General features: G+C 73.5%; 24 protein-coding genes. 7 read left to right on the plus strand and 17 right to left on the minus strand.

The window, feature by feature from the left end:
* Positions 1 to 65: 65 nt before the first annotated feature.
* Positions 66 to 518, plus strand: coding sequence for a DUF6314 family protein (locus KUM40_RS37055; RefSeq protein ID WP_217170714.1), 453 nt, complete (start codon positions 66 to 68; stop codon positions 516 to 518).
* On the opposite strand, the gene KUM40_RS37060 is transcribed toward KUM40_RS37055, so the two are convergent.
* From KUM40_RS37060 to KUM40_RS37070, 3 genes are all read right to left on the minus strand, one after another.
* Positions 481 to 1101, minus strand: a complete 621-nt coding sequence (locus KUM40_RS37060) for a histidine phosphatase family protein (RefSeq protein ID WP_217170715.1) — start codon at positions 1099 to 1101, stop codon at positions 481 to 483. The genes KUM40_RS37055 and KUM40_RS37060 overlap by 38 nt on opposite strands.
* A 73-nt stretch (positions 1102 to 1174) precedes the next feature.
* On the minus strand, positions 1175 to 1615 hold the full coding sequence (locus KUM40_RS37065) for a GNAT family N-acetyltransferase (RefSeq protein ID WP_217170716.1): 441 nt from the start codon (positions 1613 to 1615) through the stop codon (positions 1175 to 1177).
* A gap of 57 nt (positions 1616 to 1672) precedes the next feature.
* Positions 1673 to 3112: a PLP-dependent aminotransferase family protein gene (locus tag KUM40_RS37070; RefSeq protein ID WP_217170717.1), complete on the minus strand. Its 1440-nt coding sequence runs from the start codon at positions 3110 to 3112 to the stop codon at positions 1673 to 1675.
* Between KUM40_RS37070 and KUM40_RS37075 the strand changes: the two genes are divergently transcribed.
* Together KUM40_RS37075 and KUM40_RS37080 are read left to right on the plus strand one after the other, a co-directional pair.
* Positions 3111 to 4037 (plus strand): DMT family transporter, encoded by a 927-nt coding sequence (locus KUM40_RS37075; RefSeq protein WP_217170718.1) that lies wholly within the window; start codon positions 3111 to 3113, stop codon positions 4035 to 4037. The two genes, KUM40_RS37070 and KUM40_RS37075, sit on opposite strands and share 2 nt — an antisense overlap.
* A 31-nt stretch (positions 4038 to 4068) precedes the next feature.
* On the plus strand, positions 4069 to 4263 hold the full coding sequence (locus tag KUM40_RS37080; protein WP_217170719.1) for a DUF1918 domain-containing protein: 195 nt from the start codon (positions 4069 to 4071) through the stop codon (positions 4261 to 4263).
* 57 nt (positions 4264 to 4320) lie between these two features.
* Here the strand turns inward: KUM40_RS37080 and KUM40_RS37085 are convergent, their stop codons facing one another.
* Positions 4321 to 5562 (minus strand): glycoside hydrolase family 10 protein, encoded by a 1242-nt coding sequence (locus tag KUM40_RS37085; protein WP_217170720.1) that lies wholly within the window; start codon positions 5560 to 5562, stop codon positions 4321 to 4323.
* Positions 5563 to 5740: 178 nt separating this feature from the next.
* Between KUM40_RS37085 and KUM40_RS37090 the strand changes: the two genes are divergently transcribed.
* A complete protein-coding gene (locus KUM40_RS37090) occupies positions 5741 to 6613 on the plus strand; it encodes a 3-hydroxybutyryl-CoA dehydrogenase (protein ID WP_308401320.1) in 873 nt (290 codons plus the stop codon).
* Here KUM40_RS37090 and KUM40_RS37095 read toward each other — a convergent pair.
* The 9 genes from KUM40_RS37095 to infC all read right to left on the minus strand — a co-directional run bounded on the left by KUM40_RS37095 (position 6604) and on the right by infC (position 16540).
* Positions 6604 to 7146: an NUDIX hydrolase gene (locus tag KUM40_RS37095; protein ID WP_217170721.1), complete on the minus strand. Its 543-nt coding sequence runs from the start codon at positions 7144 to 7146 to the stop codon at positions 6604 to 6606. The two genes, KUM40_RS37090 and KUM40_RS37095, sit on opposite strands and share 10 nt — an antisense overlap.
* A 91-nt stretch (positions 7147 to 7237) precedes the next feature.
* Entirely contained in the window at positions 7238 to 8578 is a 1341-nt protein-coding gene (locus KUM40_RS37100; RefSeq protein WP_217170722.1) for a transcriptional regulator, read from the minus strand.
* Between the two features lie 443 nt (positions 8579 to 9021).
* Positions 9022 to 11544, minus strand: coding sequence for a phenylalanine--tRNA ligase subunit beta (gene pheT / locus KUM40_RS37105; RefSeq protein WP_217170723.1), 2523 nt, complete (start codon positions 11542 to 11544; stop codon positions 9022 to 9024).
* Positions 11544 to 12665 carry a phenylalanine--tRNA ligase subunit alpha gene (pheS, locus tag KUM40_RS37110; protein WP_217170724.1) on the minus strand — a complete coding sequence of 374 codons (1122 nt, stop codon included), beginning with the start codon at positions 12663 to 12665 and terminating at the stop codon, positions 11544 to 11546. The genes pheT and pheS overlap by 1 nt, the downstream gene beginning before the upstream one ends.
* Positions 12666 to 12834: 169 nt before the next feature.
* A complete protein-coding gene (locus KUM40_RS37115; RefSeq protein ID WP_217170725.1) occupies positions 12835 to 13983 on the minus strand; it encodes an ATP-binding protein in 1149 nt (382 codons plus the stop codon).
* A 50-nt stretch (positions 13984 to 14033) separates the two neighbouring features.
* Complete coding sequence (locus KUM40_RS37120) at positions 14034 to 14882, minus strand: RNA methyltransferase (RefSeq protein WP_217170726.1); 849 nt, start codon at positions 14880 to 14882, stop codon at positions 14034 to 14036.
* Positions 14883 to 15092: 210 nt separating this feature from the next.
* On the minus strand, positions 15093 to 15476 hold the full coding sequence (rplT, locus tag KUM40_RS37125; protein WP_217170727.1) for a 50S ribosomal protein L20: 384 nt from the start codon (positions 15474 to 15476) through the stop codon (positions 15093 to 15095).
* Between the two features lie 97 nt (positions 15477 to 15573).
* Entirely contained in the window at positions 15574 to 15768 is a 195-nt protein-coding gene (gene rpmI, locus KUM40_RS37130; RefSeq protein ID WP_007829094.1) for a 50S ribosomal protein L35, read from the minus strand.
* Between the two features lie 112 nt (positions 15769 to 15880).
* Positions 15881 to 16540, minus strand: a complete 660-nt coding sequence (infC, locus tag KUM40_RS37135; RefSeq protein WP_217170904.1) for a translation initiation factor IF-3 — start codon at positions 16538 to 16540, stop codon at positions 15881 to 15883.
* 387 nt (positions 16541 to 16927) lie between these two features.
* Here infC and KUM40_RS37140 point away from each other — a divergent pair, with 387 nt between their 5' ends.
* Positions 16928 to 17296 (plus strand): DUF1844 domain-containing protein, encoded by a 369-nt coding sequence (locus tag KUM40_RS37140; protein ID WP_217170728.1) that lies wholly within the window; start codon positions 16928 to 16930, stop codon positions 17294 to 17296.
* Here the strand turns inward: KUM40_RS37140 and KUM40_RS37145 are convergent.
* Positions 17287 to 18036, minus strand: coding sequence for an SseB family protein (locus KUM40_RS37145; protein WP_217170729.1), 750 nt, complete (start codon positions 18034 to 18036; stop codon positions 17287 to 17289). The two genes, KUM40_RS37140 and KUM40_RS37145, sit on opposite strands and share 10 nt — an antisense overlap.
* 117 nt (positions 18037 to 18153) lie before the next feature.
* On the opposite strand from KUM40_RS37145, the gene KUM40_RS37150 reads away from it, so the two are divergent.
* Entirely contained in the window at positions 18154 to 19131 is a 978-nt protein-coding gene (locus tag KUM40_RS37150) for a class A beta-lactamase-related serine hydrolase (RefSeq protein WP_217170730.1), read from the plus strand.
* Positions 19132 to 19398: 267 nt separating this feature from the next.
* Here KUM40_RS37150 and mycP read toward each other — a convergent pair whose 3' ends face one another.
* The gene (mycP, locus tag KUM40_RS37155; RefSeq protein ID WP_217170731.1) at positions 19399 to 20580 is read right to left on the minus strand and encodes a type VII secretion-associated serine protease mycosin; all 1182 of its coding nucleotides are present in this window, start codon (positions 20578 to 20580) and stop codon (positions 19399 to 19401) included.
* On the minus strand, positions 20577 to 22016 hold the full coding sequence (locus KUM40_RS41860; RefSeq protein WP_308401321.1) for a hypothetical protein: 1440 nt from the start codon (positions 22014 to 22016) through the stop codon (positions 20577 to 20579). Before KUM40_RS41860 ends, mycP begins: the two co-directional genes overlap by 4 nt.
* An 893-nt stretch (positions 22017 to 22909) precedes the next feature.
* On the opposite strand from KUM40_RS41860, the gene KUM40_RS37165 reads away from it, so the two are divergent.
* A complete protein-coding gene (locus KUM40_RS37165) occupies positions 22910 to 24112 on the plus strand; it encodes an amino acid deaminase/aldolase (protein WP_217170732.1) in 1203 nt (400 codons plus the stop codon).
* Positions 24113 to 24118: 6 nt separating this feature from the next.
* On the opposite strand, the gene KUM40_RS37170 is transcribed toward KUM40_RS37165, so the two are convergent.
* Positions 24119 to 25141, minus strand: coding sequence for a DUF2510 domain-containing protein (locus KUM40_RS37170; RefSeq protein WP_217170906.1), 1023 nt, complete (start codon positions 25139 to 25141; stop codon positions 24119 to 24121).
* Positions 25142 to 25154 lie beyond the last annotated feature (13 nt).

The following is a 25154-nucleotide window of genomic DNA, read 5'->3' on the forward strand; positions in this document are numbered from 1 at the left end:
TACGGCCGTGTTCGCCGGGGCGCTCCCAGGGGAGCGGGAGAGACGGAGCGGGAGAGGGAGTGGAGATGGGCGAGTTGTGGCCGGTACCGGATGTGCTGGCGTACCTCGCGGGGCGGTGGCGCACCGAGCGGTCGGTGCGGGATCTGGCGAGCGGCGCGGAGGGGCACTTCGAGGGGACGACGGTGTTCGACGCCCTCGACGGTGGTGGGCTGCTCAGCCGGGAGTCGGGGGCCTTCACCTGGCAGGGCGTGACCCGGCCCGCCGAGCGGACGCTGCGCTACGAGGCGGGGAGCGGGCCGGGCCTGGCCGACGTGCGGTTCGCGGACGGCCGCCCCTTCCACGGCCTGGACCTGACCTCCGGACACCATGTGGCGGACCACCCGTGCGCCGCCGACCTCTATCGCGGCGAGTTCACCGTCCGGGACCGCGACCACTGGCGGACCGTGTGGCGGGTGGGCGGCCCGGCCAAGGACCTGCTGCTCACAACGGATTACCGTCGCGATACGCCGGATTCGTAGCTCCCTGGACCTGCGCCCCTTCGAAGCGGAGGCTCCAGCGGCCCGCGCGGCCCGTCACGGTGGTCGCCGACAGCGGGCGGACGTCCAGGTTCCAGTACGTCGCGGGCGGTGCCTTCAGCACGTAGACCAGCGCGGCCCGGATCACGGAGGGCTCGGCCACGGCGACGATGCGGTCGCCGTCCTCGCCGGGACGGGTGTCGAGCCAGCCGCCGACCCGGGTGATGAAGCCCAGCAGCGACTCCCCGCCGTGCGGGGTCGACCGCGGATCGGCGAGCCAGGCGTCCACGGCGGCCGGCTCGCGGGCCATGGCCTCACCGAGGGTCATACCGCGCCACCGGCCCATGTCGCACTCCCGCAGGGCGAGTTGGACCAGGGGCGCGCAGCCGAGCGCGTCTCCGGTGGCACGGCTGCGGGGTGTGGGTGAGCAGTAGCGCAACTCGGCGGCGGCGAGCGGCAGCAGGCCGCCCGCGGCGCGCAGTACCTCGTCCCATCCGGCCTGGTCCAGCGGCCGGTCGTCGTCGAAGCGCTCCGCGAGCAGCGGTGAGCTGCGCGCAGCCGCGACGAACGTGACCCGAAGCGCCATGCGGTGATGGTGGAGCGCAAAGGTACCCAGGTCAAGGGGTGTTACCTGTGGGCTACCCAGGGTGCGCCACGGTTCACCGACCGAAGGCGAGCACCATCCACTGGTCGGGCCGGTCCAGCGCCGTGAACCCGAGCTTCTCGTACACGCCGTGCGCGTCGTGCGTGGACAGCAGGATGCGGCGCAGCCCGTACGGCTCCAGGTGCGCGCGCACCGCCGCGATCAGCGCCGTACCGAGGCCCTTGGCGCGCACCGAGGGATCGACGTACACGTCGCACAGCCAGGCGAAGGTGGCCCGGTCGGTGACCACCCGGGCGTACGCCACCTGCTCCCCGGACACCGCGTCGTACGCCCCGAAGTTGAGCGAGCCCTCGACGGCCCGGTCGTGCTTGTCGCGGGGCCGTCCCAGGGCCCAGTAGGCGTCGGTGGACAGCCAGTGGTGCACGCGCCCGGCGTCGATCCGGTGCGGGTCGGTGGAGATCTCGTAGCCCTCGGGGAGCGTCGGCGTGTCGGTCATGCCGGGGATGCTCGCAGGGCAGGTGGGAGCGCGTCGAGCGGATATCCCCCGCCTCCGTCAGCCGCCCCACGCCTCCGGGCAGGCGGTGCGCAGGCGCCGTACCCCTTCCGCGATCTCCCCGACGTTCGCCACCGCCGCGAAGCTCAGCCGGAAGTGGGCGGCCGGGGGTTCGGCGCTGAAGTAGGGGCGGCCCGGGGTGATGGCGACGCCCGCGCGCAGGGCAGCCGCCGTCAGGGCGACCTCGTCGGCGCCCTCCGGCAGGCGCGGCCACAGGTGGTAGCCGCCGGAGGGGATGTGGGGCAGGGAGATCTCGGGCAGTTGCAGCCGCAGCGCGGACGTCATGGCGTCCCGGCGTGCCTTCAACTCGGCCGAGACCGCGCGCAGATGGCGCGGCCAGGCGGGAGAGCCGACGAGTTCGAGCGCCGCCTCCTGGAGGGGCCGGGGCACGAAGAAGGTGTCGACGACCTGGATGGCCCGCAGGCGCTCGAGGACCGGCCCGCGCGCGGCCAGGGCGCTCACCCGGAAGCTGGGCGAGGTGGCCTTGGTCAGCGAGCAGACGTGGACGACGACGCCGTCCGGGTCGTCGGCGGCGAGCGGGGCCGGGAGTGGGCCCGCGTCCTCGTGCACGAGCCGCCGCACGAAGTCGTCCTCCACGACGAAGGCGCCGGCCGCCCGGGCGATGCGCAGCACCTCGCCGCGCCGCTCGGGGGCGAGCACGGCGCCGGTCGGGTTCTGGAACAGGGGCTGGCAGACGAAGACGCGGGCGCCGGTCGCCCGGAAGGCGTCGGCGAGCAGGGCGGGCCGCACGCCGTCGGCGTCCACGGGGACCGGCACCGGGCGCAGGCCGGCCGCCCGCGCGATGGCCAGCATGCCGGGGTAGGTCGGGGACTCGACGAGGACCGGGGTGCCGGGCGGGGCGAGGGCGCGCAGGGCGGTGGTCAGCGCGGACTGGCCGCCCGCCGTGATCAGTACCTCGGCCGCCGTGATGGCTCCGCCGATGCCGCGCGCGAACCACTCCCGCAGCTCCGGCAGCCCTTCCATCGGCGGCCGCCCCCACGCACCGGGGCGCCGCCCGGCGCGGGCCAGGGCCGCCGCCATCGCCCGCTCCGGCTGCAACGAGGTGTGCAGGTAGCCGCCGTTGAACTCCACGACACCGGGCGGCGGAGCGGCCAGCGAGACCAGCACCCCGGAGGCGTCGACCGAGCGCGGTACGAGGTCGGCGGCGCCGTCGGCGCTGAGCGCGACCTCCTGCCAGGAGGTGTCCCCGGCGGCCGCGGCCGAGGGGCGGGGCCGGGCACGGAAGGCGCCGGCGCCGGGCCGGGTGACCACCAGCCCCTCGGCGGCGAGCTGCGCCAGGGCGCGGGAGACGGTCACCGGGCTGACCCGGAACCGGTCGACGAGGGCCCGGCTGGACGGGAGCTTTCCGCCGGGTGAGTAGCGGTCGAGCTCTCGTCGCAACACGCCCGCCAGTTCAGCGACGCTGCTACGCTCATGCATGAGAGCACAGAGTAGCGCTACCGCACCGTCCCGGATAGCAGTCGGCGCGGCGGGCGCGGACACCGGCGGCGGGTCCTCCGGCACCGTCCAGGCCGCCCTCGGTGTCGTCGCCTTCTCCCTCACCTTCCCCGCCACCGCCTGGGGCCTGGAGGGCTTCGGCCCCTGGTCCCTGATCGCCGTGCGCAGCATCCTCGCCGCCGCGGTCGCCGGGGCCTGTCTGCTGGCGGTGGGGGTGACACCGCCCGGGCGGCGGCACTGGCTCGGCCTCGCGGTGGTCGGTGCCGGCGTGGTGCTGGGCTTCCCGCTGCTGACCACGCTGGCCCTGCAGACGTCGACCACCGCGCACGCCGCCGTGGTGGTCGGCCTGCTCCCGCTGACCACGGCGCTGCTGTCCGCCCTGCGCATCGGCACCCGCCCCTCGCGCACCTTCTGGTTCGCGGCCCTGGCGGGTGCGGCGGCCGTGATCGCGTTCACGGTGCAGCAGAGCGGCGGCGCCCTGACCTCGGCCGACGCCTATCTGTTCGCGGCGCTGCTGGTGTGCGCGGCCGGCTACACGGAGGGCGGCCGGCTGGCCCGGGTGATGCCGGGCTGGCAGGTCATCGGCTGGGCGCTGGTGCTGTGCCTGCCGCTGACGGTGCCGATGGCCGCCGTGGCGCTGTCGTTCGAGCCGGTGCACCTGACCGGGCACAGTGTGACGGGGCTGCTGTGGGTGGCGGTCGGTTCGCAGTTCCTCGGCCTGGTCGTCTGGTACCGGGGCATGGCCGCCATCGGCATCCCGAAGGCCAGCCAGTTGCAGTTGGCCCAGCCGCTGCTCACACTGGTGTGGTCGGTACTTCTCCTGGGCGAGCACCTGACGGTGGCCGCTCCGCTGACGGCCGCGGCGGTGCTGGTGTGCATCGCGGTCACCCAGCGGGCCCGGGGTTGAGCAGCGGCACACAGGTGAGGAGGCCTCACGGATGCACGCAACCAAGGGCGACCAGCTTGTCCAGCACGGACGGGTGGTCGGTGAACACGACAAGGTCGCGGAGATCGTCGAAGTCATGGGCGAGCAGGGCACTCCCCCGTACCGGGTCCGGTTCGAGGACGGGCACGAAGCCGTGTGCTCGCCCGGCCCCGACTCGGAGATCCGGCACCGGGAGACGCAGCGGTAGACAGGGAGACGCAGCGGAAGTCCGAGAGCCGGCTGTAGCCCGAGGGCCCGGCGGTGGTCAGCGCGGGACGGTGGCCGGCCGCGTGTAGTGGTCGGCGACCACCCGCGCCATCGCGCCGCCGCGGTCCTCGGCGACGTCCTTCGCGGAGAAGAAGACGTGTCCGCGGACCTCGGGGTACCGCGCGGCCAGCGTGAGGTGGCGGGACAGTTCGGCGGGGTCCTGCCAGGCGGCGGGCTGCGCCGGGTCCCCCGACTTGTACAGCGCCTCCCCCACGTACAGCCGGGTGCGGCTGCCCCTGGCCACCTCGGCCCACCAGGGCAGCAGCTTCGCGTAGTCGGCGGCCTCCAGACCGATGTTCCAGTAGAGCTGCGGCACGACGTAGTCGAGCCACCCCTCGCGCACCCACGTGCGGGTGTCCGCGTACAGGTCGTCGTACGTCTGCACGCCCGCCCGGGTGTCCGAGCCGCGCTCGTCGGTGGCCGCGTTGCGCCACACGCCGAACGGGCTGACACCGAACCGGGCGGCCGGCCGGACCTTCTTGACCCGCGCCGCCATCTCGCGCACCAGCCGGTCGATGTTGTCCCGCCGCCAGGCGGCCTTCGTGGCGAAGCCGGCGCCGAACGTGCCGTAGGTGCCGCCGTCGTCGAAGCTCTGGCCGGTCACCGGATAGGGGTAGAAGTAGTCGTCGAAGTGGACGCCGTCCACCGCGTACTTCGCGACCGCGTCCATCATCGCGTCCTGCACGAAGGCCCGGACCTCGGGCAGCCCGGGGTTGTAGTAGAGCTGCCCGCCGTACGGCACCACCCACCCGGGGTTCTCGCGCGCCGGGTGCGAGGACACGAGGCGGTCCGGGTCGTCGTGCGTGGCGACGCGGTACGGGTTGAACCAGGCGTGCAGCTCCAGGCCGCGGGCGTGGGCCTCCCGCACGGCCGTGCCCAGCGGGTCCCAGCCGGGGTCGCGGCCCTGACTGCCGGAGAGGTACTGCGACCACGGCTCGTACGTCGAGGGCCACAGCGCGTCGGCCGAGGGCCGCACCTGGAGGAACACCGTGTTGAGGCGGTGCCGGACCGCGGTGTCGAAGTGCTCGATCAGCTCCGCGCGCTGCTCGGACGCCCGCAGCCCCGCGCGGGTGGGCCAGTCGCGGTTGGCCACGGTGGCCAGCCACATGCCCCGCATCCCGGTGTCGGCACCGCGCGACGGCGGCGGCTTCGCGGGGCCCGGGGCCGCCGACGCCAGGGGCGCCGTCGTGAACGCCGACAACGCCGCCACCGTGAACGCACGGCGCGAGACACGGCCCATGGGAAGACCTCCTGAACGCAGCGGATCCGCGTGGTCACGGATCGTGTACGGGCCCTCAGCATGCCCGACCCGGGGGACGGATCCGTGACCATTCGGAGGTAACGTGCTCGATCGGAGCAGGCTTCGGGGACCCCGGCACGCCTGCTGCCAAAGCCGTGAAGTCAGCGAAAGGGACGATGTGACCGGCATCTCGGGAGATATCGCACGCGTCGGCGTGGTGGGCTGCGGCCAGATGGGGGCGGGCATCGCCGAGGTGTGCGCCCGCTCCGGTCTGGAGGTGATGGTCGCCGAGACCACGGGCGAGGCTCTGGAGATCGGCCGTACCCGGCTGCACAACTCGCTGGCCAAGGCCGCCGAGCGCGGCAAGATCACCGCGGAGGAGCTGGACGCGACGCAGGCACGGCTGAGCTTCACCACCGACCTCGGCGAGTTCGCCGACCGTGATCTGGTGATCGAGGCCGTCGTCGAGAACGAGCAGGTCAAGACCGAGATCTTCCAGGTGCTCGATCAGGTCGTGACCCGGCCGGACGCGATCCTGGCCTCCAACACCTCCTCGATCCCGCTGGTGAAGCTGGCGGTCGCCACCTCCCGGCCCGACCACGTCATCGGCATCCACTTCTTCAACCCGGCCCCGGTGCAGCAGCTCGTCGAGCTGATCCCGGCGCTCACCACCTCCGAGGGCACGCTCAGCCGGGCGCAACTGTTCACCGAGAAGGTGCTCGGCAAGCACGCGATCCGCGCCCAGGACCGCTCCGGTTTCGTGGTGAACGCGCTGCTGATCCCCTACCTGCTCTCCGCGATCCGGATGTTCGAGTCGGGCATCGCCAGCCGCGAGGACATCGACAACGGCATGGAGATGGGCTGCGCCCACCCGATGGGCCCGCTGAAGCTGACCGACCTGATCGGCCTGGACACGGTCGCCTCGGTGGCGTACTCGATGTACGAGGAGTACAAGGAGCCGCTGTACGCCGCTCCCCCGCTGCTCCAGCGCATGGTCGACGCGGGCCGCCTGGGCCGCAAGACCGGCTCGGGGTTCTACTCCTACGGCTGATCACGCCCGACCCTGAGGTGGTGCAGCAGGAGGAGCGCGGCCGCCATGTTGGCGGCCGGGACCTCACCCTGGGCGACGAGGTCGGGGGCGAGTTTGAGGGGGACCCATTCCCGGCGGTCCGACTCGAAGTCGTCCACGGGGTGTCCGACGTAGGTGCCCTCGTCGCTCCAGTAGATGTGGTGGCGGGCGTCGGTGAGTCCGTTGGACGGCTCGACGCTCATGAGGTGGTGCAGGGGTCCGGGCCGCCAGCCGGTCTCCTCCTCCAGCTCCCGGGCCGCCGCCACCGCGACGTCCTCGCCGTCCTCGACGACGCCGGCCGCGAGTTCCCAGCCCCAGCTGTCGGTGATGAAACGGTGCCGCCACAGCAGGAGGACCTCGCCCGCCTCGTTGACGACCGTGGCCACGGCCACGGGGCGCATGCGTATCAGGAAGTGGTCGAGATGCCGGCCGTCCGGTAGCTCGACATCGGCGAGATTGACGCTGAACCAGCGATTTGAGTACACATTTTGTTCGCTCTGTTTCGTCCACTGCACGGTTCTGCCACCTTCCTTGAGTAGGTGGCAATATCGCAGCAGCAGCGTCCCGGCAGCAGGCGCACGGCGGGTCACCGCGGGTCACGTCGGGTCACAGTGGTACGCGCAGGGCCCCGTCGATGAGTTCGGCGGCCTCGGCCGTGCCCGCGCACCCGTTGCTCACCAGGTGCTCGCGCACCGCGCGGAGCCTGTCGCGCAGGCGCTGTGACTCCATCCCCCGGGCCTGCTCGGCCATCCGCACGGCGGTGGCCACCGCCTTGTCGGCGTTGCCCTGGCGCAGTTCGATCGTGCTCAGCATGGCGAGCCGGTGCACGCGCCCCCGGTCGTGCGCCGGGTTGTCGACGGCCGCAGCGGCGTGCTCCCCGGCCGCCGCGAGTTCACCGAGGCTGAGCAGGGCCTCGGCGACCTGGACGTTGACCAGCCCGGGCTGGACATAGCCGGTCTCGTCGGGCTCGTACCCGCGCCGGATGCGCTCGGCGGCCTGCTCGGCCCGCCTGATGCAGGAAAGTGCGCCGGTGCCGTCGCCCAGGTGCGCGTACGCCTTGGCCTGCATCGCGTACAGGTCGGAGGCGAGCGCCGGGGTGATGTGCCGGCCGGCGGCGCGCAGCGCGGCCTCGGCGAAGGCGACGGCCTGCCGGTACTCCCGCGTGAACAGCGCCTGGTTGACCAGGAGCGCGATGACGTAGGCGCCGAGCCCCCGGTCGCCGCTGGCCTTCGCGAGCCGGAGCGCCTGGTGGAAGTAGCGCTGCGCGAGGCCGTGCGCGTCGGAGTCGTACGCGCAGATGCCGGCGACCGCCACCAGGCCCCCGGTGGCGCGGTGCAGTTGACGCCCGGTGGCGTCGGTGTAGCTGCCGCGCAGCATCGGGGTGGCCTCGGAGTTGAGGAAGCCGACGATGCGGGCGCGGGTCGCCATGCCGCCGGCCTTGCGGTACATCTGCTCGTAGTGGGCGCGGGCGCAGCGGATCATCTCCAGGTCCGCCGCGGTGACCCGGTGCCGGCCGCCGCGGGAGACGTCCACGTCCTCGGGCGGGTTCTCCCACTCCCACACCGGCATCACGGCGGGCGTGCCGGTGAGCGCCGGGGCGCCCAGGATGTGCGGGCGCTGCTGCTGGTCGGAGCGCCACAGGGCGGTCGCCCGCTCCACGAACCCGGACAGCGACCCGGTGTGCGGGGCGGCGGGTTCACCGGGCACGCCGAGGCCGATGTCGTCGAGCGTGACGGGGCGGTGCAGCCGGGCCGCGAGGACCTCGCAGATCAGGTCGGGCACCTGGCCGCGTGGCCGCTGCCCCTTCAACCACCGTGCGACGGCGGTGTGTTCGTACCTCAGTGCGAGCCCACGGGCCCGTCCCGCCTGGTTGACGTGCGCGGCCAGTCCCGCGTGCGAGATCCCCGCCTCGTCCAGGATCGCGTCGAGCAGGGTGTTGGGCTGCATGGGTGCCCCCCGGTGAATCGGTGCCGACAGCGTAGTGCGTCGGTCTTCACACGGGGTGCGAACGGAGTACGCGCATCCGCAGCGTGTGCGCGCTGTCGCGGAGAGTTCCCGACCGGTTGACTGAACTGCCTCGAAAGAGGCCGGCCGGGCCGCCGGCTCCCCCTCGTACAGTGCGGCGGCCCGTGTTCACGCCGTCCGCCCGGCCGCCTGCCCGACACTCCGTGGCGGGGCGGACGGCAAGCCGGCTCCGCCGGGTACGTGGCGGGTTGCGGTTCGTCGTCCAGCGCGGGTGCGTTGTGGCTGATCGCGCAGTTCCCCGCGCCCCTTGAGGGACGTCAGCGCAACGTGTCTTGCTTTTCAGGGGCGCGGGGAACTGCGCGAGCGACCACGACGCACCCGCAGCCGCCGAACCGGCAGAAACCCCACGCCCCTTGGGCGAACCGCTAACTACGGAGCACCGCTCCCACCCGCTCGCCCGCGAGGGCAACCGCGGCGTCGCGGGCGGCCGACGCCTCGTCGACCGTCAGCGTCCGGTCCCCCGCGCGAAAGCGCAGCGCGTACGCCAGGGACTTGCGCCCCTCACCGAGCTGCTCCGCGTTGTCGTAGACGTCGAACAGCCGGATGGACTCCAGCAGTTCACCCGCGCCCTCGCGCAGCGCGGCCTCGACGTCCGCCGCCGGGACGAACGCGTCGACGACCAGGGCGACATCCTGCGTGGCGACCGGGAACGTGGAGATGCCAGGCGCCTGCGGGGTGTCGTCGCCGACCCGCTCCACGGCGTCGAGGTCCAGCTCCATCGCGCAGGTGCGCGCGGGCAGACCCAGCGTCTTCAGGACCCGCGGGTGCAGCTCACCCGCGTGTCCGACGACCCTGTCCTCGCCGTCCACGGTGACCGTCAGTTCGGCGCAGCGGCCCGGGTGCCAGGGGCCGTACTGGCCCTTGCGGGTGGCCAGTTCGGCGCCGGCCTCGCGGGCGACGGTCCGGGCGGCCTCGACCGCGTCGGCCCAGTCGGCCGGACGACCCCTGCCCCACCAGCCGGCCTGCTCGCGGGCGCCGGTCAGGACCACGGCGACGTGCCGGGGCTGGTCGGGCAGCGCGGCGTCCAGCGCGGCGAGGCCGTCCGCGTCGGGACGCCGGTCCACGGGCAGGTTCGCGGCGACCCGCTGCTCGTCACGCGGGTGGAAGACCAGGCCGGACTCGAACAGGGCCAGGTCGTGCGCGCCCCGGCCGTCGTTGCGGCGCAGCGCGGCGAGCAGCCCCGGCAGCAGCGTGGTCCGCAGCGCGGGCTCCTCGTCGCTGAGCGGGTTGACCAGTTTGACGACACGGCGGGCCGGGTCGTCGGCGTCAAGACCGAGCTGGTCGAAGACCTGCTCGCCGACGAACGGGTAGTTGAGCGCCTCGACGTACCCGGCCCCGGCCAGCGCCCGCCCGACCCGGCGGTGCAGCCGCTGGCGGGGGGTCAGGCCGCGGCCCGCCGGGGGCCTGGGCAGCGTGGAGGGCAGGTTCTCGTAGCCCTCCAGCCGGATGACCTCTTCGGCCAGGTCGTTCGGGTCGGTGAGGTCGGGCCGCCAGGACGGCACGGTGACCAGCAGCTCGTCCTGGCCGTACACGTCGCAGCCGACCTCCTGGAGGCGGCGTACGACGGTCTCGCGGCCGTACGCCACGCCCGCGACCTTGTCCGGGTGGTCGGCCGGGACGCTGATCGTGTGCGGTGCGGACGGGGCGCTGATCTCGGTGACGCCGGCCTCGGCGGTGCCGCCCGCGAGCAGCACGAGCAGGTCGACGGTGCGCTGTGCGGCAGCGGCGGCGGCCTGCGGGTCGACGCCGCGCTCGAAGCGGCGGGAGGCCTCGGAGGAGAGCTTGTGGCGGCGGGCGGTGCGCGCGACGGCCACCTGGTTGAAGTGGGCGGCCTCGATCACCACGTCGGTCGTCGCGGTCCCCCCGTTCTCGGCGGCGCCGTGGTCGGCGATCTCCGTGTTGGCGCCGCCCATGACGCCGGCGAGTCCGATCGGGCCGCGGTCGTCGGTGATGACCAGGTCCTCGGCGTGCAGCTTCCGCTCGGTGCCGTCGAGGGTGACGATCTTCTCGCCCTCCTCGGCGCGGCGCACGCCGATGGTGCCCTGGACCAGGTCGCGGTCGTAGGCGTGCAGCGGCTGGCCCAGCTCCATCATCACGTGGTTCGTGACGTCGACGGCGAGCGAGATCGAGCGCATGCCGACCTTCTGGAGCCGGCGCTGGAGCCAGATCGGGGAGCGCGCCTCGGAGCTGAGGCCGGTCACCGTGCGGGCGGTGAAGCGGTCGCAGCCGGTGGGGTCGGCGATCTTCACCGGGTAGCCGTAGGCGTTCGGGCCCGGCACGTCGAGCAGTGCCGGGTCGCGCAGCGGCAGTCCGTAGGCGATGGCGGCCTCGCGGGCGACGCCCCGGATGGACAGGCAGTCGCCGCGGTTGGCGGTGACGGCGATGTCCAGGACCTCGTCGACCAGTTCGAGCAGCTCGATGGCGTCCTTGCCGACCTCGGTCTCCGGCGGCAGCACGATGATGCCGTGGCTGCCGTCGTCGCCCATGCCCAGCTCGTCGCCGGAGCAGATCATGCCGTGGGACGTCTTGCCGTAGGTCTTGCGGGCGGAGATCGAGAAGCCGCCGGGCAGGGTGGCACCGGGGAGGACCACGACGACCTTGTCGCCGACGGCGAAGTTCCGGGCGCCGCAGACGATCTCCTGCGGCTCACCCGTGCCGTTGGCCTGCCCCACGTCGACGGTGCAGAAGCGGATCGGCTTCTTGAAGCCCTCCAGCTCCTCGATGGTCAGCACCCGGCCGACGACGAGGGGGCCCTTGAGGTCGGCGCCCAGGTGCTCGACGGTCTCGACCTCGAGGCCGGCCGAAATCAGCTTGGCCTGCACGTCGCGGCCGGTCTCGGTGGCCGGCAGGTCGACGTACTCCCGCAGCCAGGAAAGCGGGACCCGCATCAGATCTCCATCCCGAACGGCCGGGTGAACCGGACGTCACCCTCGACCATGTCTCGCATGTCCTCGACGTTGTGGCGGAACATCAGCATCCGCTCGATCCCGAACCCGAAGGCGAAGCCGCTGTACTTCTCCGGGTCGATGCCGCAGGCGGTGAGCACCCGCGGGTTGACCATGCCGCAGCCGCCCAGCTCGATCCAGCCCTCGCTGGAGCAGGTGCGGCAGGGCCGGTCGGGGTTGCCGACGGACGCGCCCCTGCAGACGTAGCAGAGCATGTCCATCTCGGCGGACGGCTCGGTGAAGGGGAAGAAGTTCGGCCGCAGCCGGGTCTTCATCTCCGCGCCGAACAGCGACTGGACCATGTGGTCCAGGGTGCCCTTGAGGTCCGCCATGGTCAGGCCCTCGTCCACGGCGAGCAGCTCGACCTGGTGGAAGACGGGGGTGTGCGTGGCGTCCAGCTCGTCGGTGCGGTACACCCGGCCGGGGCAGATCACGTAGACCGGCAGCTCACGGGAGAGCGCGGAGCGGATCTGCACGGGCGAGGTGTGGGTGCGCAGCACGACGCCGGACTCGGTGCCGCCGTCGGGGCCTTCGACGAAGAAGGTGTCGGCCTCGCCGCGGGCCGGGTGGTCCGGTCCGATGTTGAGCGCGTCGAAGTTGAACCACTCCGCCTCGGCCTCGGGGCCCTCGGCGACCTCGTAGCCCATGGCCACGAAGATGTCCTCGATGCGCTCGGAGAGCGTGGTGAGCGGGTGGCGGGCGCCGGCCGGTACGCGGTCGTAGGGCAGCGTGACGTCCACGGCCTCCTCGACCAGGACGCGCGCGTCGCGCTCGGCCTCCAGCTCCTCCTGGCGGGCGGCCAGCGCCTTGTTCACGGCGCCGCGGGCCATGCCGACGCGCTTGCCGGCCTCGGCCTTGGCCTGCGGGGGCAGGGCGCCGATCTCGCGGTTGGCCAGCGCCAGCGGGGAGGTGCCGCCGGTGTGGGCGACCTTGGCCTCCTGGAGCGCGTCGAGGGAGTCCGCGGCGGCGAAGGCGGCGAGCGCCTCGTCCCGCGTGCGCTCGATCTCTTCCGGTTTCAACGCCTCGACCTCGACAGGGTCGTACGACTTATTCGGTGCCGACATCTCTTCCCGTGCTTCCGATTGGCTGGCTGGGACGCCCCGTCTACGGTCCTCAGACGGGGCTGGGACGCTTCGTCTGCGGAACTGGACGCAAAGGTGCCAAAGACCGAGTCTAACGGGGCTGTGGAACGCTGGATTACGCCCGTGGGGTCGTCGGCCCTCCGAGTGGATCTCAGGTGAGGTACGCCGGGGCCGCCACGGGCAACGTAAATCGGAACTCGGCGCCGCCGCCGGGGGCGCGGCCGACCGTGATGGTGCCGCCGTGGGCCTCGACGATGCCCTTGACGATGTACAGCCCGAGGCCGGTGCCACCGCGCTTGCTGCCCCGCCAGAAGCGGGTGAAGACGCGGTTCATGGACTCCTCCGGGATGCCGGCCCCTTCGTCGCTCACCGTGACCGACGTAGCTGCGTTCTCGCCGTACTCCCCTTCGCGGGGGGACGCCGCGGGCGTGACGTCAATGGTGACGGTTCCCTCGCCGTGCCGCACTGCGTTTTCCAGCAGGTTGCTCAGCACCTGGTCGACCTTGTCGGGGTCGGCCCACAGGTCGGGCAGCGGTTGGGCGAGGCGGAGCAGGAAGCGGTCGGCCTCCTGGCCTGCGGCGACGTAGGCCTGGATGTGGCGGCCGACGGCGGCCCCGATGTCGACGGGCTGGCGGCGCAGCTCCAGCCGCCCGGAGTCGATCCGGGAGATGTCCAGCAGTTCGGCGATGAGGCGGGTGACCCGGTCGGCGTCCGCGTCGACGGTCTCCAGCATCAGCCGCTTCTGGTCGTCGGTGAACCGCTCCCACTTGGCCAGCAGCGTGGCCGTGAAGCCCTTGACGGAGGTGAGGGGGGAGCGCAGCTCGTGGGCGACGGTGGCGATCAGCTCGGCGTGGCTGCGCTCGGTGCGGCGGCGGGCCTCGGTGTCGCGCAGGGTGACGACGACGCGGTGGACGGGGCCGGTGGGCCGCGTACGGACGTAGCGGGCGGCGACGAGGACCTCCCGGCCGCCGGGGAGCAGGAGGTTGCGCTCGGGCTGCCGGACGCGGATGGCGAGGCCGCCGTAGGGGTCGGTGAGCTGCCACCAGCGCCGGCTCTCCAGGTCCTCCAGGGGCAGCGCCTCCTCCAGGAGCCGTCCGAGGGCCTGGGCGGCGGGGGTGGCGGTGATGCGGGCTGCGGCGGCGTTGAAGCAGACGACGCGTCCGTACTCGTCCGCGACGACCAGGCCGTCGGGCAACTGGTCCGGGTCGATGCCGAGGTCGGCGAGATCGCCGGGGGTGCGGGGCGCGGGCGGCCGCGGCGCCTGGCGTGCACCCGGTGCGCTGCTCGTGCCGACGCTCATCCCCGTACCCCACCTCTCAACCGCGCAGGGGCCTTGAGCTGGTCACCCTACTAGGCCTCGGTGACGGAGCGGCACCCTCCGGCGGCGCGCTGTGCACGCGCCGACGCGTAGAGACATACGGCGGCGGCGGTCGCGAGGTTCAGACTCTCGGCCCGCCCGTGGATGGGAACGCGCAGGACGGCGTCGGTGAGGGCGCGGGTCTCCTCCGGGAGCCCCCACGCCTCGTTGCCGAACACCCAGGCGGTGGGGCCGCCCATGGTGCCGGCGTCCAGCTCGGCGTCCAGATCGTGCTCGCCCGCGCCGTCGGCGGCCAGGACCCGGACACCGGCGTCCCGCAGCCCGGAGACGGCCCGCTCGACGGGTACGCCGACGGCGACCGGCAGGTGGAAAAGGGAGCCGACGGAGGCGCGTACGGCCTTGGGGTTGTACAGGTCGACGGAGGCGTCGGTGAGCACGACCGCCTCGGCGCCGGCGGCGTCGGCGCAGCGCAGCACGGTGCCCGCGTTGCCCGGGTCGCGGACGTGGGCGAGGACGGCGACGAGTCTGGGGCGGGCGGCGAGGATCTCGTCGAAGGAGGTGTCCAGGAACCCGCAGACCCCGACCAGGCCCTGCGGGGTGACGGTGGTGGAGATGTCCTCGATCACCTGCTCGGCGGCGAGATGAACGCGGGCCCCGGCGTCCCGGGCGGCACCGACGATGTCGGCGTACCGCTCGGCGGCCTCGACGGTGGCGAACACCTCGACCAGCGCGCCCCCGAACCCCGCCGCCTCCCGCACGGCCTGCGGCCCCTCCGCCAGAAACAGCCGCTCCTTCCCCCGGAAGTTCCGCTTCCCGAGCCGACGCGCGGCGGTGACACGGGGGGACCGGGGGGAGATCAGCTCGGGGCTGGCGGGACGCACTCTTTGCTCACCTTCACATTTGAATCGACGCGGACTGCAACGCGCCCCGTAGGGGCGCGGGGCTGCATCCATGTGCGGCTCCGCCGCGTGGGCGCGACAAGCCACAACGAACCCGCGGCAGACAACGAACCGAACACAACGGCAACCGAAGGGACCCGCAGGCTCAAGCCTGCGGGTCCCTTCGACGACGGCTCAAGGCCAGCGCCAGCGTCACGCCGCCTTGGGCGCGTTCACGTCGCTCGGCAGCGCCTTCTGCGCGACCTCGACGAGCGAGGCGAACGCGTTCGGGTCGTTGACGGCCAGCTCGGCGAGGATCTTGCGGTCGACCTCGACGTTGGCGGCCTTCAGGCCCTGGATGAAGCGGTTGTACGTGATGCCGTTGGCGCGGGCAGCGGCGTTGATGCGCTGGATCCAGAGCTGGCGGAAGTCACCCTTGCGCTTCTTGCGGTCGTTGTAGTTGTAGACCAGCGAGTGGGTGACCTGCTCCTTGGCCTTGCGGTACAGGCGCGAACGCTGACCGCGGTAGCCAGAGGCCTGCTCGAGGATCGCCCGGCGCTTCTTGTGGGCGTTGACTGCCCGCTTGACGCGTGCCACTTGTTAACTCCTTGTAGCGGGGCCGCGGTGGTCCTCACGCGGCCCGGTATCGATTGGGTCCCGGTCCTGCCGTACGGCGCTCAGTGGCGCCCGTACGTCACTTGCCGAGAAGCTTCTTGATCTTCTTGGCGTCGCCCGGGGCCATCTCGGCGTTGCCGGTGAGGCGACGCGTCAGGCGCGACGACTTGTGCTCGAGCAGGTGGCGCTTGCCGGCGCGCTCACGGAGCACCTTGCCGGAGCCGGTGACCTTGAAGCGCTTGCTGGCACCGCTGTGCGACTTGTTCTTCGGCATGGCGCCGTTCTCTCCTCGTCGGTGGCGCTCCGGTGCCCGGTCGTGAAACCGGGCACGGTTGGAGCGTCGAACTGGTATCGGTTTGTGTCCTGGGGACTGGCGTCCCCCGGGGTCACGCGTCGGCGGGTGCCTCGGCCTGGGCCTGGGCCTCGGCCGCCTCTTCGTCGGACTCCGCGGCGTTCTGCGACTTGCCGGGGTTGGCCTTCGCGTCCGCCTTGCGGGCTTCCTGCGCCTGGCGGGCCTCGGCCATCGCCTCGGTCTTCTTCTTGTGCGGACCGAGGACCATGATCATGTTTCGGCCGTCCTGCTTCGGATTCGACTCGATGAAGCCGAGGTCCTGGACGTCCTCCGCGAGACGCTGCAGCAGTCGGTAGCCGAGCTCCGGCCGGGACTGCTCGCGACCACGGAACATGATCGTGATCTTGACCTTGTCGCCCTGCTTGAGGAACCGGACGACGTGACCCTTCTTGGTGTCGTAGTCGTGCGGGTCGATCTTCGGCCGGAGCTTCATCTCCTTGATGACCGTGTGCGCCTGGTTCTTGCGCGCCTCACGGGCCTTCATGGCCGACTCGTACTTGAACTTCCCGTAGTCCATGAGCTTGCACACGGGCGGACGGGCGTTCGCCGCGACCTCTACGAGGTCGAGGTCGTACTCCTGCGCAAGCTCCAGGGCCTTGGCAAGCGGGACAATCCCGACCTGCTCGCCGCTGGGACCGACAAGTCGCACCTCGGGAACGCGAATCCGGTCGTTGATGCGGGGCTCGGCGCTGATGGATCCTCCTCGGTAGCACCACGCGACGGTCTGGCGGACAGCCGCGTAACGTCTGTGTTCGATAGACCTAACCGCGCCGGCGCATGAAAAATGCCCCGGACGATCACAGGCGGGGCTCCTCGAACTACTACCGGAGCACCGCCGCGATGTGATCGCGGGGCGCGATTTCGGGCTGGCCGCCGCCGCTGGGACGGGACCGCCTGACCGGTGACCCGCCGTCCGGAGGACGGCCAGGTGGGAGTTCGAAAGCCTCCACTTGTGGGCCGGATCCGCTGCCGTGGGCGTACGTGTCCGACCGGTCGTTACACAAGGTTAGCAGCTCGGCAGGGGAAGGGCTAACCGAGACCGAGTGGGGCCGGGTCCCCCGCTGCGCCTATCGTGTCCGGCATGAGTGACACCCCTCCTGAGCCCTCTCCCGAGACGCCCGACTTCGACGCCATGACCCGCGACATCGCCGAGGTCCCCGCGGTCGAGGTGATCGTGACGGTCGCCGTCAACCTGATGAGCGCCGCCGCCGTGAAGCTGGGCCTGACCGAGGAGGGCGACGCGCACAAGGACCTGGACGAGGCCCGCAAGCTGGTGCACGCGCTGGCCGGTCTGCTGGACGCGACCGCGACCGAGATCAGCTCGTTCCACGCCGCGCCGCTGCGCGACGGCCTGAAGTCGCTCCAGCTCGCCTTCCGCGAGGCCTCGCTCATGCCGGACGAGCCGGGCCAGGGTCCGGGCGAGAAGTACACGGGCGCGATCTACGGCTGACCCGGGAGCCGTCCCCGCACGTACAAGGGCTCGCCCGGCGGCGTCGCCCCGGCCGGCAGCAGTGCCAGGTCGAGGCCGCGCACCAGGCGGGCCCTCAGTGTTTCGTCGGCGGCCAGCCGCCCTGCGACGGCGCGGGCGGCCGTCGCCGCGTCGGCCCCGGGGTCGAGGACGAGCGCCAGGGTGCCGTCGGCCCGGCCCGGCCCGAGATGCGCCCGGAGCACGGCGGGCTCGGCGGTCAGGGCGGTGCGTACGGCGTCGGCCACGGCCGGGTCCGCGAGCGGGTCGGCCGTCGTACGCCCCTCGGCCAGCGCCAGCAGCAACGCTCCGGTCAGCTCGAACGGCACCGGTCCGGCCAGGTCGAGTACGACGGTGTCCGCCTTCTCGTGCGCGGCGGCCTGCAGCGCCTGGTGCACGGGTACGGCGACGGGGCGGGCCCCCGGGTCCCAGCGGGCGAGGGACTCGGTGGACGTGAAGGCGGGCAGCGCGGTGCGGTCGCCGGCCTTCAGGGTGGGTACGGCCATGTCACTGCTCTTCTCGCGGCGCAGCCCCTTCTCGTCCTCCTCCACCTCACCGAGCACGGCCACGACGGGTACCAGCAGCCGGGCGCCCTTGAGCGCCTCCAGCACGGGGGTCACCGCGGTGCGGTCCTCGGCCCAGGCGGTGAGCGCCGCGCTCAGCCGGGGGTCGGCGCAGCCGTCGTCGTCGGAGAAGGCGGAGTCGGGAATGTTCTTGTTCGCCACGGTCCCCGACCCTATCGGGGTGCGGACGGCGCTCCTCACCGGCCTCTCAGGGATCTCTGACCGGGATTTAACGTCCGTCCTACGACCCGCACAGCAACCGCCTGAACCATCGCGGCCATGGAGTCCTCCAGAGCGCGGCGAGCCCGGCGGCAACGGCGACGTACCCCGGTGTGGTCCGCCCTGGTCGCGTTCGCCGTCGTGGGCGCCGCGGTCACCGGCGCGGTGTACTGGCCGGGCCACGCGCGTCCCGGTGCGGACGGCGGCGCCGTATCGTCGTCGGCCTCGGCACCTTCGGGCGGGGAGGGGGAGGCATCGGTGAAGGCGGAGACGGCCGAGCCGGCGGTGGACCGTGACGAGCGGCTGACGGCCGCCATGGCTTCGGTGACCGTGGCGGAGGGCGCCGAGGTGTCGGTGGCGGTGCTCGATCCCGACTCCGGCGAGAGCGCCTCGTACGGCACGGGTGCCTTCGACACGGCGAGCATCGTCAAGGTCGACATCCTGGCGGCGCTGCTGCTCCGGGCGCAGGACGCGGGGCGTTCGCTGACCACCGAGGAGAAGACGTACGCCGTCGCGATGATCGAGAACAGCGACAACGACTCGGCGTCGGCGCTGTGGCGGGCGATCGGGACGGCCGGTGGACTCGACGCCGCGAACGTGCGCTTCGGGCTGACGGGAACCGCGGGCGGCGACGGCCCGCTGTGGGGGCTGACGCAGACCACGGCCGCCGACCAGGTCGCGCTGCTGCGGCAGGTGTTCGTGGCGGACGGCTCGGAGCTGAGCGAGGCCTCACGGGCGTATGTGCGGGGGCTGATGGGGCGGATCGCCGACGGTCAGCGGTGGGGTGTGTCGGCGGCTGCCGACGGGACCGGCGGTACCGCCTGGGCGCTGAAGAACGGCTGGCTGCGACGCAGCACCACCGGGCTGTGGGTCGTCAACAGCATCGGGCGGGTGGAGTCCGGCGGCCACGGCTACCTGGTGGCGGTGGTCTCGCGGGGCAGCGGCACGCAGGCGGAGGGCATCACCCTGACCGAGGCGGCGGCGCGGGCGGCGGTGACCGTGTTCACGGACGAGGAGCACGCTGCCGATGAGGGCTGACGGGGCGTGCGGGGCCCGTGCGGGGCTGACGTAGCCGAGGGAGCCGAGCGGGGCCGAGCGCACCGTGCGAGGCCGTCGGGGCTGACCCAGCCGACCAACCCCTGCCGGGCCGAGCGGGACCGACGCAGCCGACCAGGGCCGAACGGACCGTGAGAGGCGTTCGGGGCTGACGTAGCCGGGTGGACCGGGCAGGGACGAGTGGGCCGTGCGAGGCCTTCGGGGCTGACATAGCCGAGGAGCCGTGCCGGGGCGAAGGCGTCGGCGGGGTCAGAAGGCGTCGTAGCGTTCGCGGCGGCCCCTCCACAGGACCACGGCCGCGACCACCAGGACGCCGCCCGCGCCGCCGGCCAGCGGAGCCGCCCAGGCCGAGGTTCCGTCGTCGGAGGCGGGGGCGTCCGGTCCTGGGCCGAAGTATTTGTCGCCGTACGCGGCCGCCTTCAGGCCCTCCGGCTTCAGCCGTGCGGCCGCCTCGATGGCGGCGGCGGGGTCGACGAAGCCGAAGCCGCGGGAGTCGTCGCGGCCCTCGGCGGGGGCGTTGCGGGCGGAGTCCTCCAGCAGCGCCTTGACCTGGGCCGGGGTGAGGTCCGGGTGGGCGGCCTTCACCAGTGCGGCGGCCCCGGAGACGAAGGCGGAGGCGGCGCTGGTGCCCCAGCCCTCGTAGTAGCGGTGGTCGGGGTCGGCGATGATCACGTCGACCCCGGGCGCGCTGACCGTGGCGTACCAGCGGCGGGTGGAGAAGGAGGCGCGGGTGCCGTAGCGGTCGACGGCGGTCGCGGCGATCACGCCCGGATAGGCGGCCGGGTAGGAGATGTGGTCGCCCTTCTCACCGCCGTTGCCGGCCGAGGCGACGACGACCACGCCCTTCTTCAGGGCGTACTGGATGGCCTCGTCCTCGGCGGGCTCGGGGTGCGCGGAGGCGGAGTCGTCGCCGAGGGAGAGGTTGATGATGTCGGCACCGTGGTCGGCGGCCCAGCGGATGCCCTCGGCGAGGGCGTTGCCGCGGGTCTTGCGGGCCTTGGCACGGGCGGGGTCGCCGTCCTCCAGGATCACGCGCACGGGCAGGATCTTCGCCTCCGGGGCGATGCCCACGACGCCCTCGGCGTTTCCGGTGCCGTGTCCGTGACCGGCGATGATCCCGGCCATCGCGGTGCCGTGCCTGGCCCAGGCGCGGTCGCCCTCGCTCGCGCCGAAGCCGACCAGATCCTTGCCGGTGAGGACGTTGCCGGCCAGGTCCGGGTGGTCGGCCTCGACACCGGTGTCCAGGACGGCGACGGTGACGCCGGCGCCCTTGGTGGTGCGCCACACCTCCTGGGTGTGCAGGGCGGCCAAGGCCCACTGCTGGGCGCGGATGCCGTCGGCGTGCGCGGCGGGTGCCGGGACGAGGACGAGGGCGGCGGCGAGGAACAGGCTCAGGGCGCCGCCTGCGCGGCGGGTGCGGTGGGCGTTCACGAGGGGTGCTCCGTGGCCGGGCCGACGTTCTTGCGCAGGGCGCGTTCGACGCGGTCGGCGAGGCCCTGCGCCTCGTGGCCGAGGCCGGCCTGGGCGGGGGCCGACGTGGCACCGGACTCGGTGGCCTCCTCGGCGGGCTCGGGCTCGTCGACGGTGCGGCCGTCGGCCCAGCCGGATACGGCGTAGACGACGACGGGTGCGTCGGTGAGCACGGAGACGGTCCACGAGGCCCGCTGCTCTGCGCCGAAGTCCGCGGCGACCGTGTCCTTGGCCGCGTACGGCAGTGGCATGAGGTCGGCCCGGCGGCCCAGGCCTTCCTTCTCGAAGCGGCTCGCCAGCGCGGTCATGGCGGCGGCGTCGGCCTTGGTGAAGAGCAGGCCGACGGTGGTGACGTAGCTCTGGGTGGCGTCGGTGTAGGTGGCGCGCAGCAGGCGCGAGCAGCCGACCGGGTCGAGCACCTTGGCCAGCAGCCGGTCGAAGGCGCCGGCGCAGCCGCTGTCCGGGGCGACGGCGACCCGCGTCCAGCTACGGTCGGCTCCACCGGGTCCTGCGCCCTTGCCCTGGACTGTGGGCGGGAACAGTTGGTCCACGGGCACGCTGTGCCACAGGTCCCCGGCCTCGGTGAACGCGCTGCGCGCACCCTTGTCCCCGGAGTCCTCAGCGAGCCAGCTACCGGTGACGGCTCCGGTGAGGAGCCCCACCCCGAGCACGAGACAGACGGCAGCGGCGACGGCCTGGGGCCGCGGGCGCCCGCCGAGCCGACGCGGCCGGGCCGGCCCGTCGTACCCCTCGGGCTCCCCGAACGAGACCCGGGGCCGCCCGTGGCCGGGGGGTGCCGGGGAGTTCCAGGAGAAGGCGGGGTCGGGGCCGGCGGGGGCCGGGGCGCGGTCCGCCGGGCCGGAGGGCGGGGTGGATGCCGGTCGTGGCGCGCGGGGTCCCGTCCGAGGTCCCTGTCCAGGTTCCGGTCCCGTTTCCGCTTCCGGCTCGGTTTCCGCTTCCGCGGCGAGTGCGGCTTCCGGTGCGGGTCCCGGTACCGGTTCCGCCGGGATCGGGCGCAGGCGGGTGGTCGTCTCCGTCGGGGTCTCCGCGGGAACGCCGGCGCGGTGGGGCGGTGTCTGCGGCATCGCGCCGCCGCCCGCGGCCTCACGGCCGACGGTCGGCGCGGTGTCGGGGAAACGGGCGGAGGCACGGGGTGGCGGCGCGTCGTCGCCGGACCGGGAGCCGCCGAGCCGGAAGCGCGGGTTGCGGGGCCGGGCTCCGGAGTCGTCGGGGCGGTCCTCCCGACGGTCGTCCGAGGGGGCGGGCACGTCCGCGCGCCCCTCGCCCGCAGCCGTACGGCGGCCCGGGGTGTCCTCGCTCTTTGGAGCGGAGGGTGCGGTGAAGGGGGCGTCGGCGCGTCGCCGGAAGTCCGGGTACGGGACGCCCGGGCCACCCACGCGCTCGTCCGGCGCCTGTACCGGTCGGGGCGGGACACCCGGCCGGGGCGGGGTGCCTGCACCCGACGGCGTCTCCGGGCGGGCCGGGGTCGCCGAACGGGGAGTGGCGCCAGGGCCCGGCACGGACTCCGGGCGGGACGCGGACTCCGGACCACGCGGGGTCACCGGACGGGGAGAGCCACCGGAGCGGGTCACGGAATCCGGGCCCGGCGCAGGCTCCGGGCGGAGCGGTGTGCCGGTACCCGGCGGGTTCTCCGGGCGGGGCGACGTCGTCGCCGAACGGGGCGGTATCACCGGACCGGGAAAATCATCGGCACCCCGCGCGGACTCCATCCGAGGCCCAGACCCCGAACCGGACACAGCACCCGGACGCGACGAGACCTCCGGGCCGGCCGGGGCCACCGGACCGGGAAAGCCGTCGGCAGCCGGCGCGGCCCCCGGGCGGGGCGGGGTACCGGGCCGAGGTGGGGTTGCCGGGCGGGGCGGTGTCTCCGGGCGGGGAGAGGGGGCCGTACCCGGCGGGGACTGAGGGCTGGGCGGGGTATCCGGGCGGGGTGGGGTCTCGGGGTGCGGGGGAAGGGAGGCGCGGCGCGCTTCCGTGCTCATGCACCCCCCGTTTCCTCGGGCCCGTGCCGCTTCTCCGACGCGGGCCGGTGATGTGGTCCCCTGCCCCGGCCCGGCGCGGAACGATCCGTCCCGGGCACGCATACCCGCGCGGGAGGACCGCCATCCCGGCGCGGGCCCCGGGGCCCTGCCGCCGGGGTCGTATCCGCCGTGCGTGCGCGTCACTCTACGACGTGACCCCGCCCGAGGGGGAACCAGTCCGCGTGCGCGTGGCATTGGCCCGGAACGTCCCCCTACCCTGCGGTAATCCTGTCTGGCAGGCTGCGTGCATGACTGCGTGCGCCGCCGACCGGGCCCGTTACGACCGGGCCACCGCCCATCTGGACGCCCCCGTGGCGATCGTGGACCTGGAGGCCTTCGACGCCAACGCGGACGACCTGCTCCGCCGGGCCGGCGGCAAGCCGATCCGGGTCGCCAGCAAGTCCGTACGCTGCCGTGCGCTGCTGGAACGGGCTCTGGCACGGGACGGTTTCGCGGGCGTCATGTCCTTCACGCTGGCCGAGTCCCTGTGGCTGGCGCGCTCCGGTTTCGAGGACGTGCTGCTCGCCTATCCGTCGGCGGACCGCGCCGGGTACGCGGAGCTGACCGCCGACCCGAAGCTCGCCTCCGCCGTGACCGTGATGATCGACGACCCGGCGCAGCTCGGCCTCATCGACGCGGCCCGCGACGGCGGCCGGGAAGTCGTGCGGGTCTGCCTGGAGCTGGACACCTCGCTCAGGCTGCTCGGCGGGCGGGTGCGCGTCGGGGCCCGGCGCTCCCCGCTGCACTCCCCCGCCGAGGTCGCCGACCTGGCCCGGGCGGTGTCGCGTCGGCCGGGGTTCGAGGTCGTCGGCATCATGGCGTACGAGGGTCACGTCGCCGGGGTCGGGGACGCGGTCGCAGGCCGGCCGCTGCGGTCGCGGGCGGTGCGGCTGATGCAGGCCGCCGCCCGCCGGGAACTCGCCGAGCGGCGGGCCGCCGTGGTGCGGGCGGTCCGGGCCGTGGTGCCCGGCCTGGAGTTCGTCAACGGCGGCGGCACGGGCAGCGTGCAGCACACCGCCGCCGAGGACGCGGTCACGGAGATCGCCGCCGGGTCGGGGCTGTACGTGCCACGGCTGTTCGACAACTACACGTCGTTCAGCGGCCGTCCGGCGGCGCTGTTCGCGCAGCCCGTGGTCCGGCGGCCGGGAGTCGGCGTCGTGACCGTGCTCGGCGGCGGCTACCCGGCCTCGGGCGCGGCCGGCGCCGACCGGCTGCCGGTGCCGTATCTGCCCGAGGGGCTGCGCTACGACCCCCAGGAGGGCCCCGGCGAGGTCCAGACGCCGCTGCTGGGCTCGCCCGCCGACGACCTGCTCATCGGCGACAAGGTGTGGTTCCGGCACGCCAAGGCCGGTGAGCTGTGCGAGCGTTTCGACACGCTGCACCTGGTGGAGGGGGACGCGGTGACGGCGACGGTGCCGACCTACCGGGGCGAAGGGCACACCTTCCTGTAGGCCCGGTCAGTCCGTCGGGCCGATGCCGCTGCCCACGCCGCCGCCCGTGTCCGCGTCGCCGACGGGCCGGATGCCCTTGGTGATCCGGTCCATGTCGGCGAGCGGCGGTCCGTCCTCGCCCGCGTCGAAGACGTAGCGGACGAGGACCGGGGACTCCGTGCCGACGGTGGAGGGGAACACCATCGACTGCACGTAGCCGCCGGGCCCCTCGGCGGTCGTCACCCGCCAGCGCACGTAGTACCCGGCGCGTCCGGCGACCGCGACGGGACCGGACGACACCTCCTTGTGGGACTCGATGCCGCCGAAGGGTTTGTTGCCGATCAGGTCGCGGTCGTAGGCGTCGTCGGCCGCGTCCTCGATGTCCTGGCGGGCGAGGGTCTTCGGGGAGGACTCGGCGTTCGCGGTGACGGTGCGGGAGACGACGAGGCCGTGCCGGCACACGCTCCCGTCGGCGGGGCAGTCGTAGGTGCCGTCCGTGGTCATCATGACGTCGTCCTCGGCGACGTACTTGGGCAGGACCCAGCCGTCCGGCAGCGGGAAGGTGATGCCGTTCAACTGGTCCTCGACCACGGCCGGGTCGTCGGCGGAGGGTTCGGAGGATCCGGAGGATTCGGATGGGCTCGGCGAGGGTGACGGCGGGTCGCTCACCGGGGCGGGGTCGGTGGCGGTCGCCGTGACCGGCGGGGCCTGCGTCCCGGGGTCGCCGCCGTCGTCCTCACCCAGGACGAACACGCCGGTGACGATCGCCGCGACCAGCACGGCCGCGGCGGCGGTGAGGGCGACGGCCTTCCCGCGTCCGCCGCCACCCGGTCCGCCGCCCGTGTTCAGCGGCACGGTCGACGGCTGGCCCGGCTGGCCCGGCTGTACCTGGTACGCCGGCTGCTGCCCCGGCTGCGGGGCCCGGCCCACGGCCGGGCCGTACCCGGCGGTCTCGGGGGCGCGCCGGTGCTCCGTCCAGGCCGTGCCGTCCCACCAGCGTTCCTGGTGCGGGGCCGACGGGTCGCGGTACCAGCCGGGCGGCGGCGTCATGCTCATCCCGGCA

This window comes from Streptomyces sp. AC512_CC834 (genome assembly GCF_019049325.1).
Classification (GTDB): domain Bacteria; phylum Actinomycetota; class Actinomycetes; order Streptomycetales; family Streptomycetaceae; genus Streptomyces.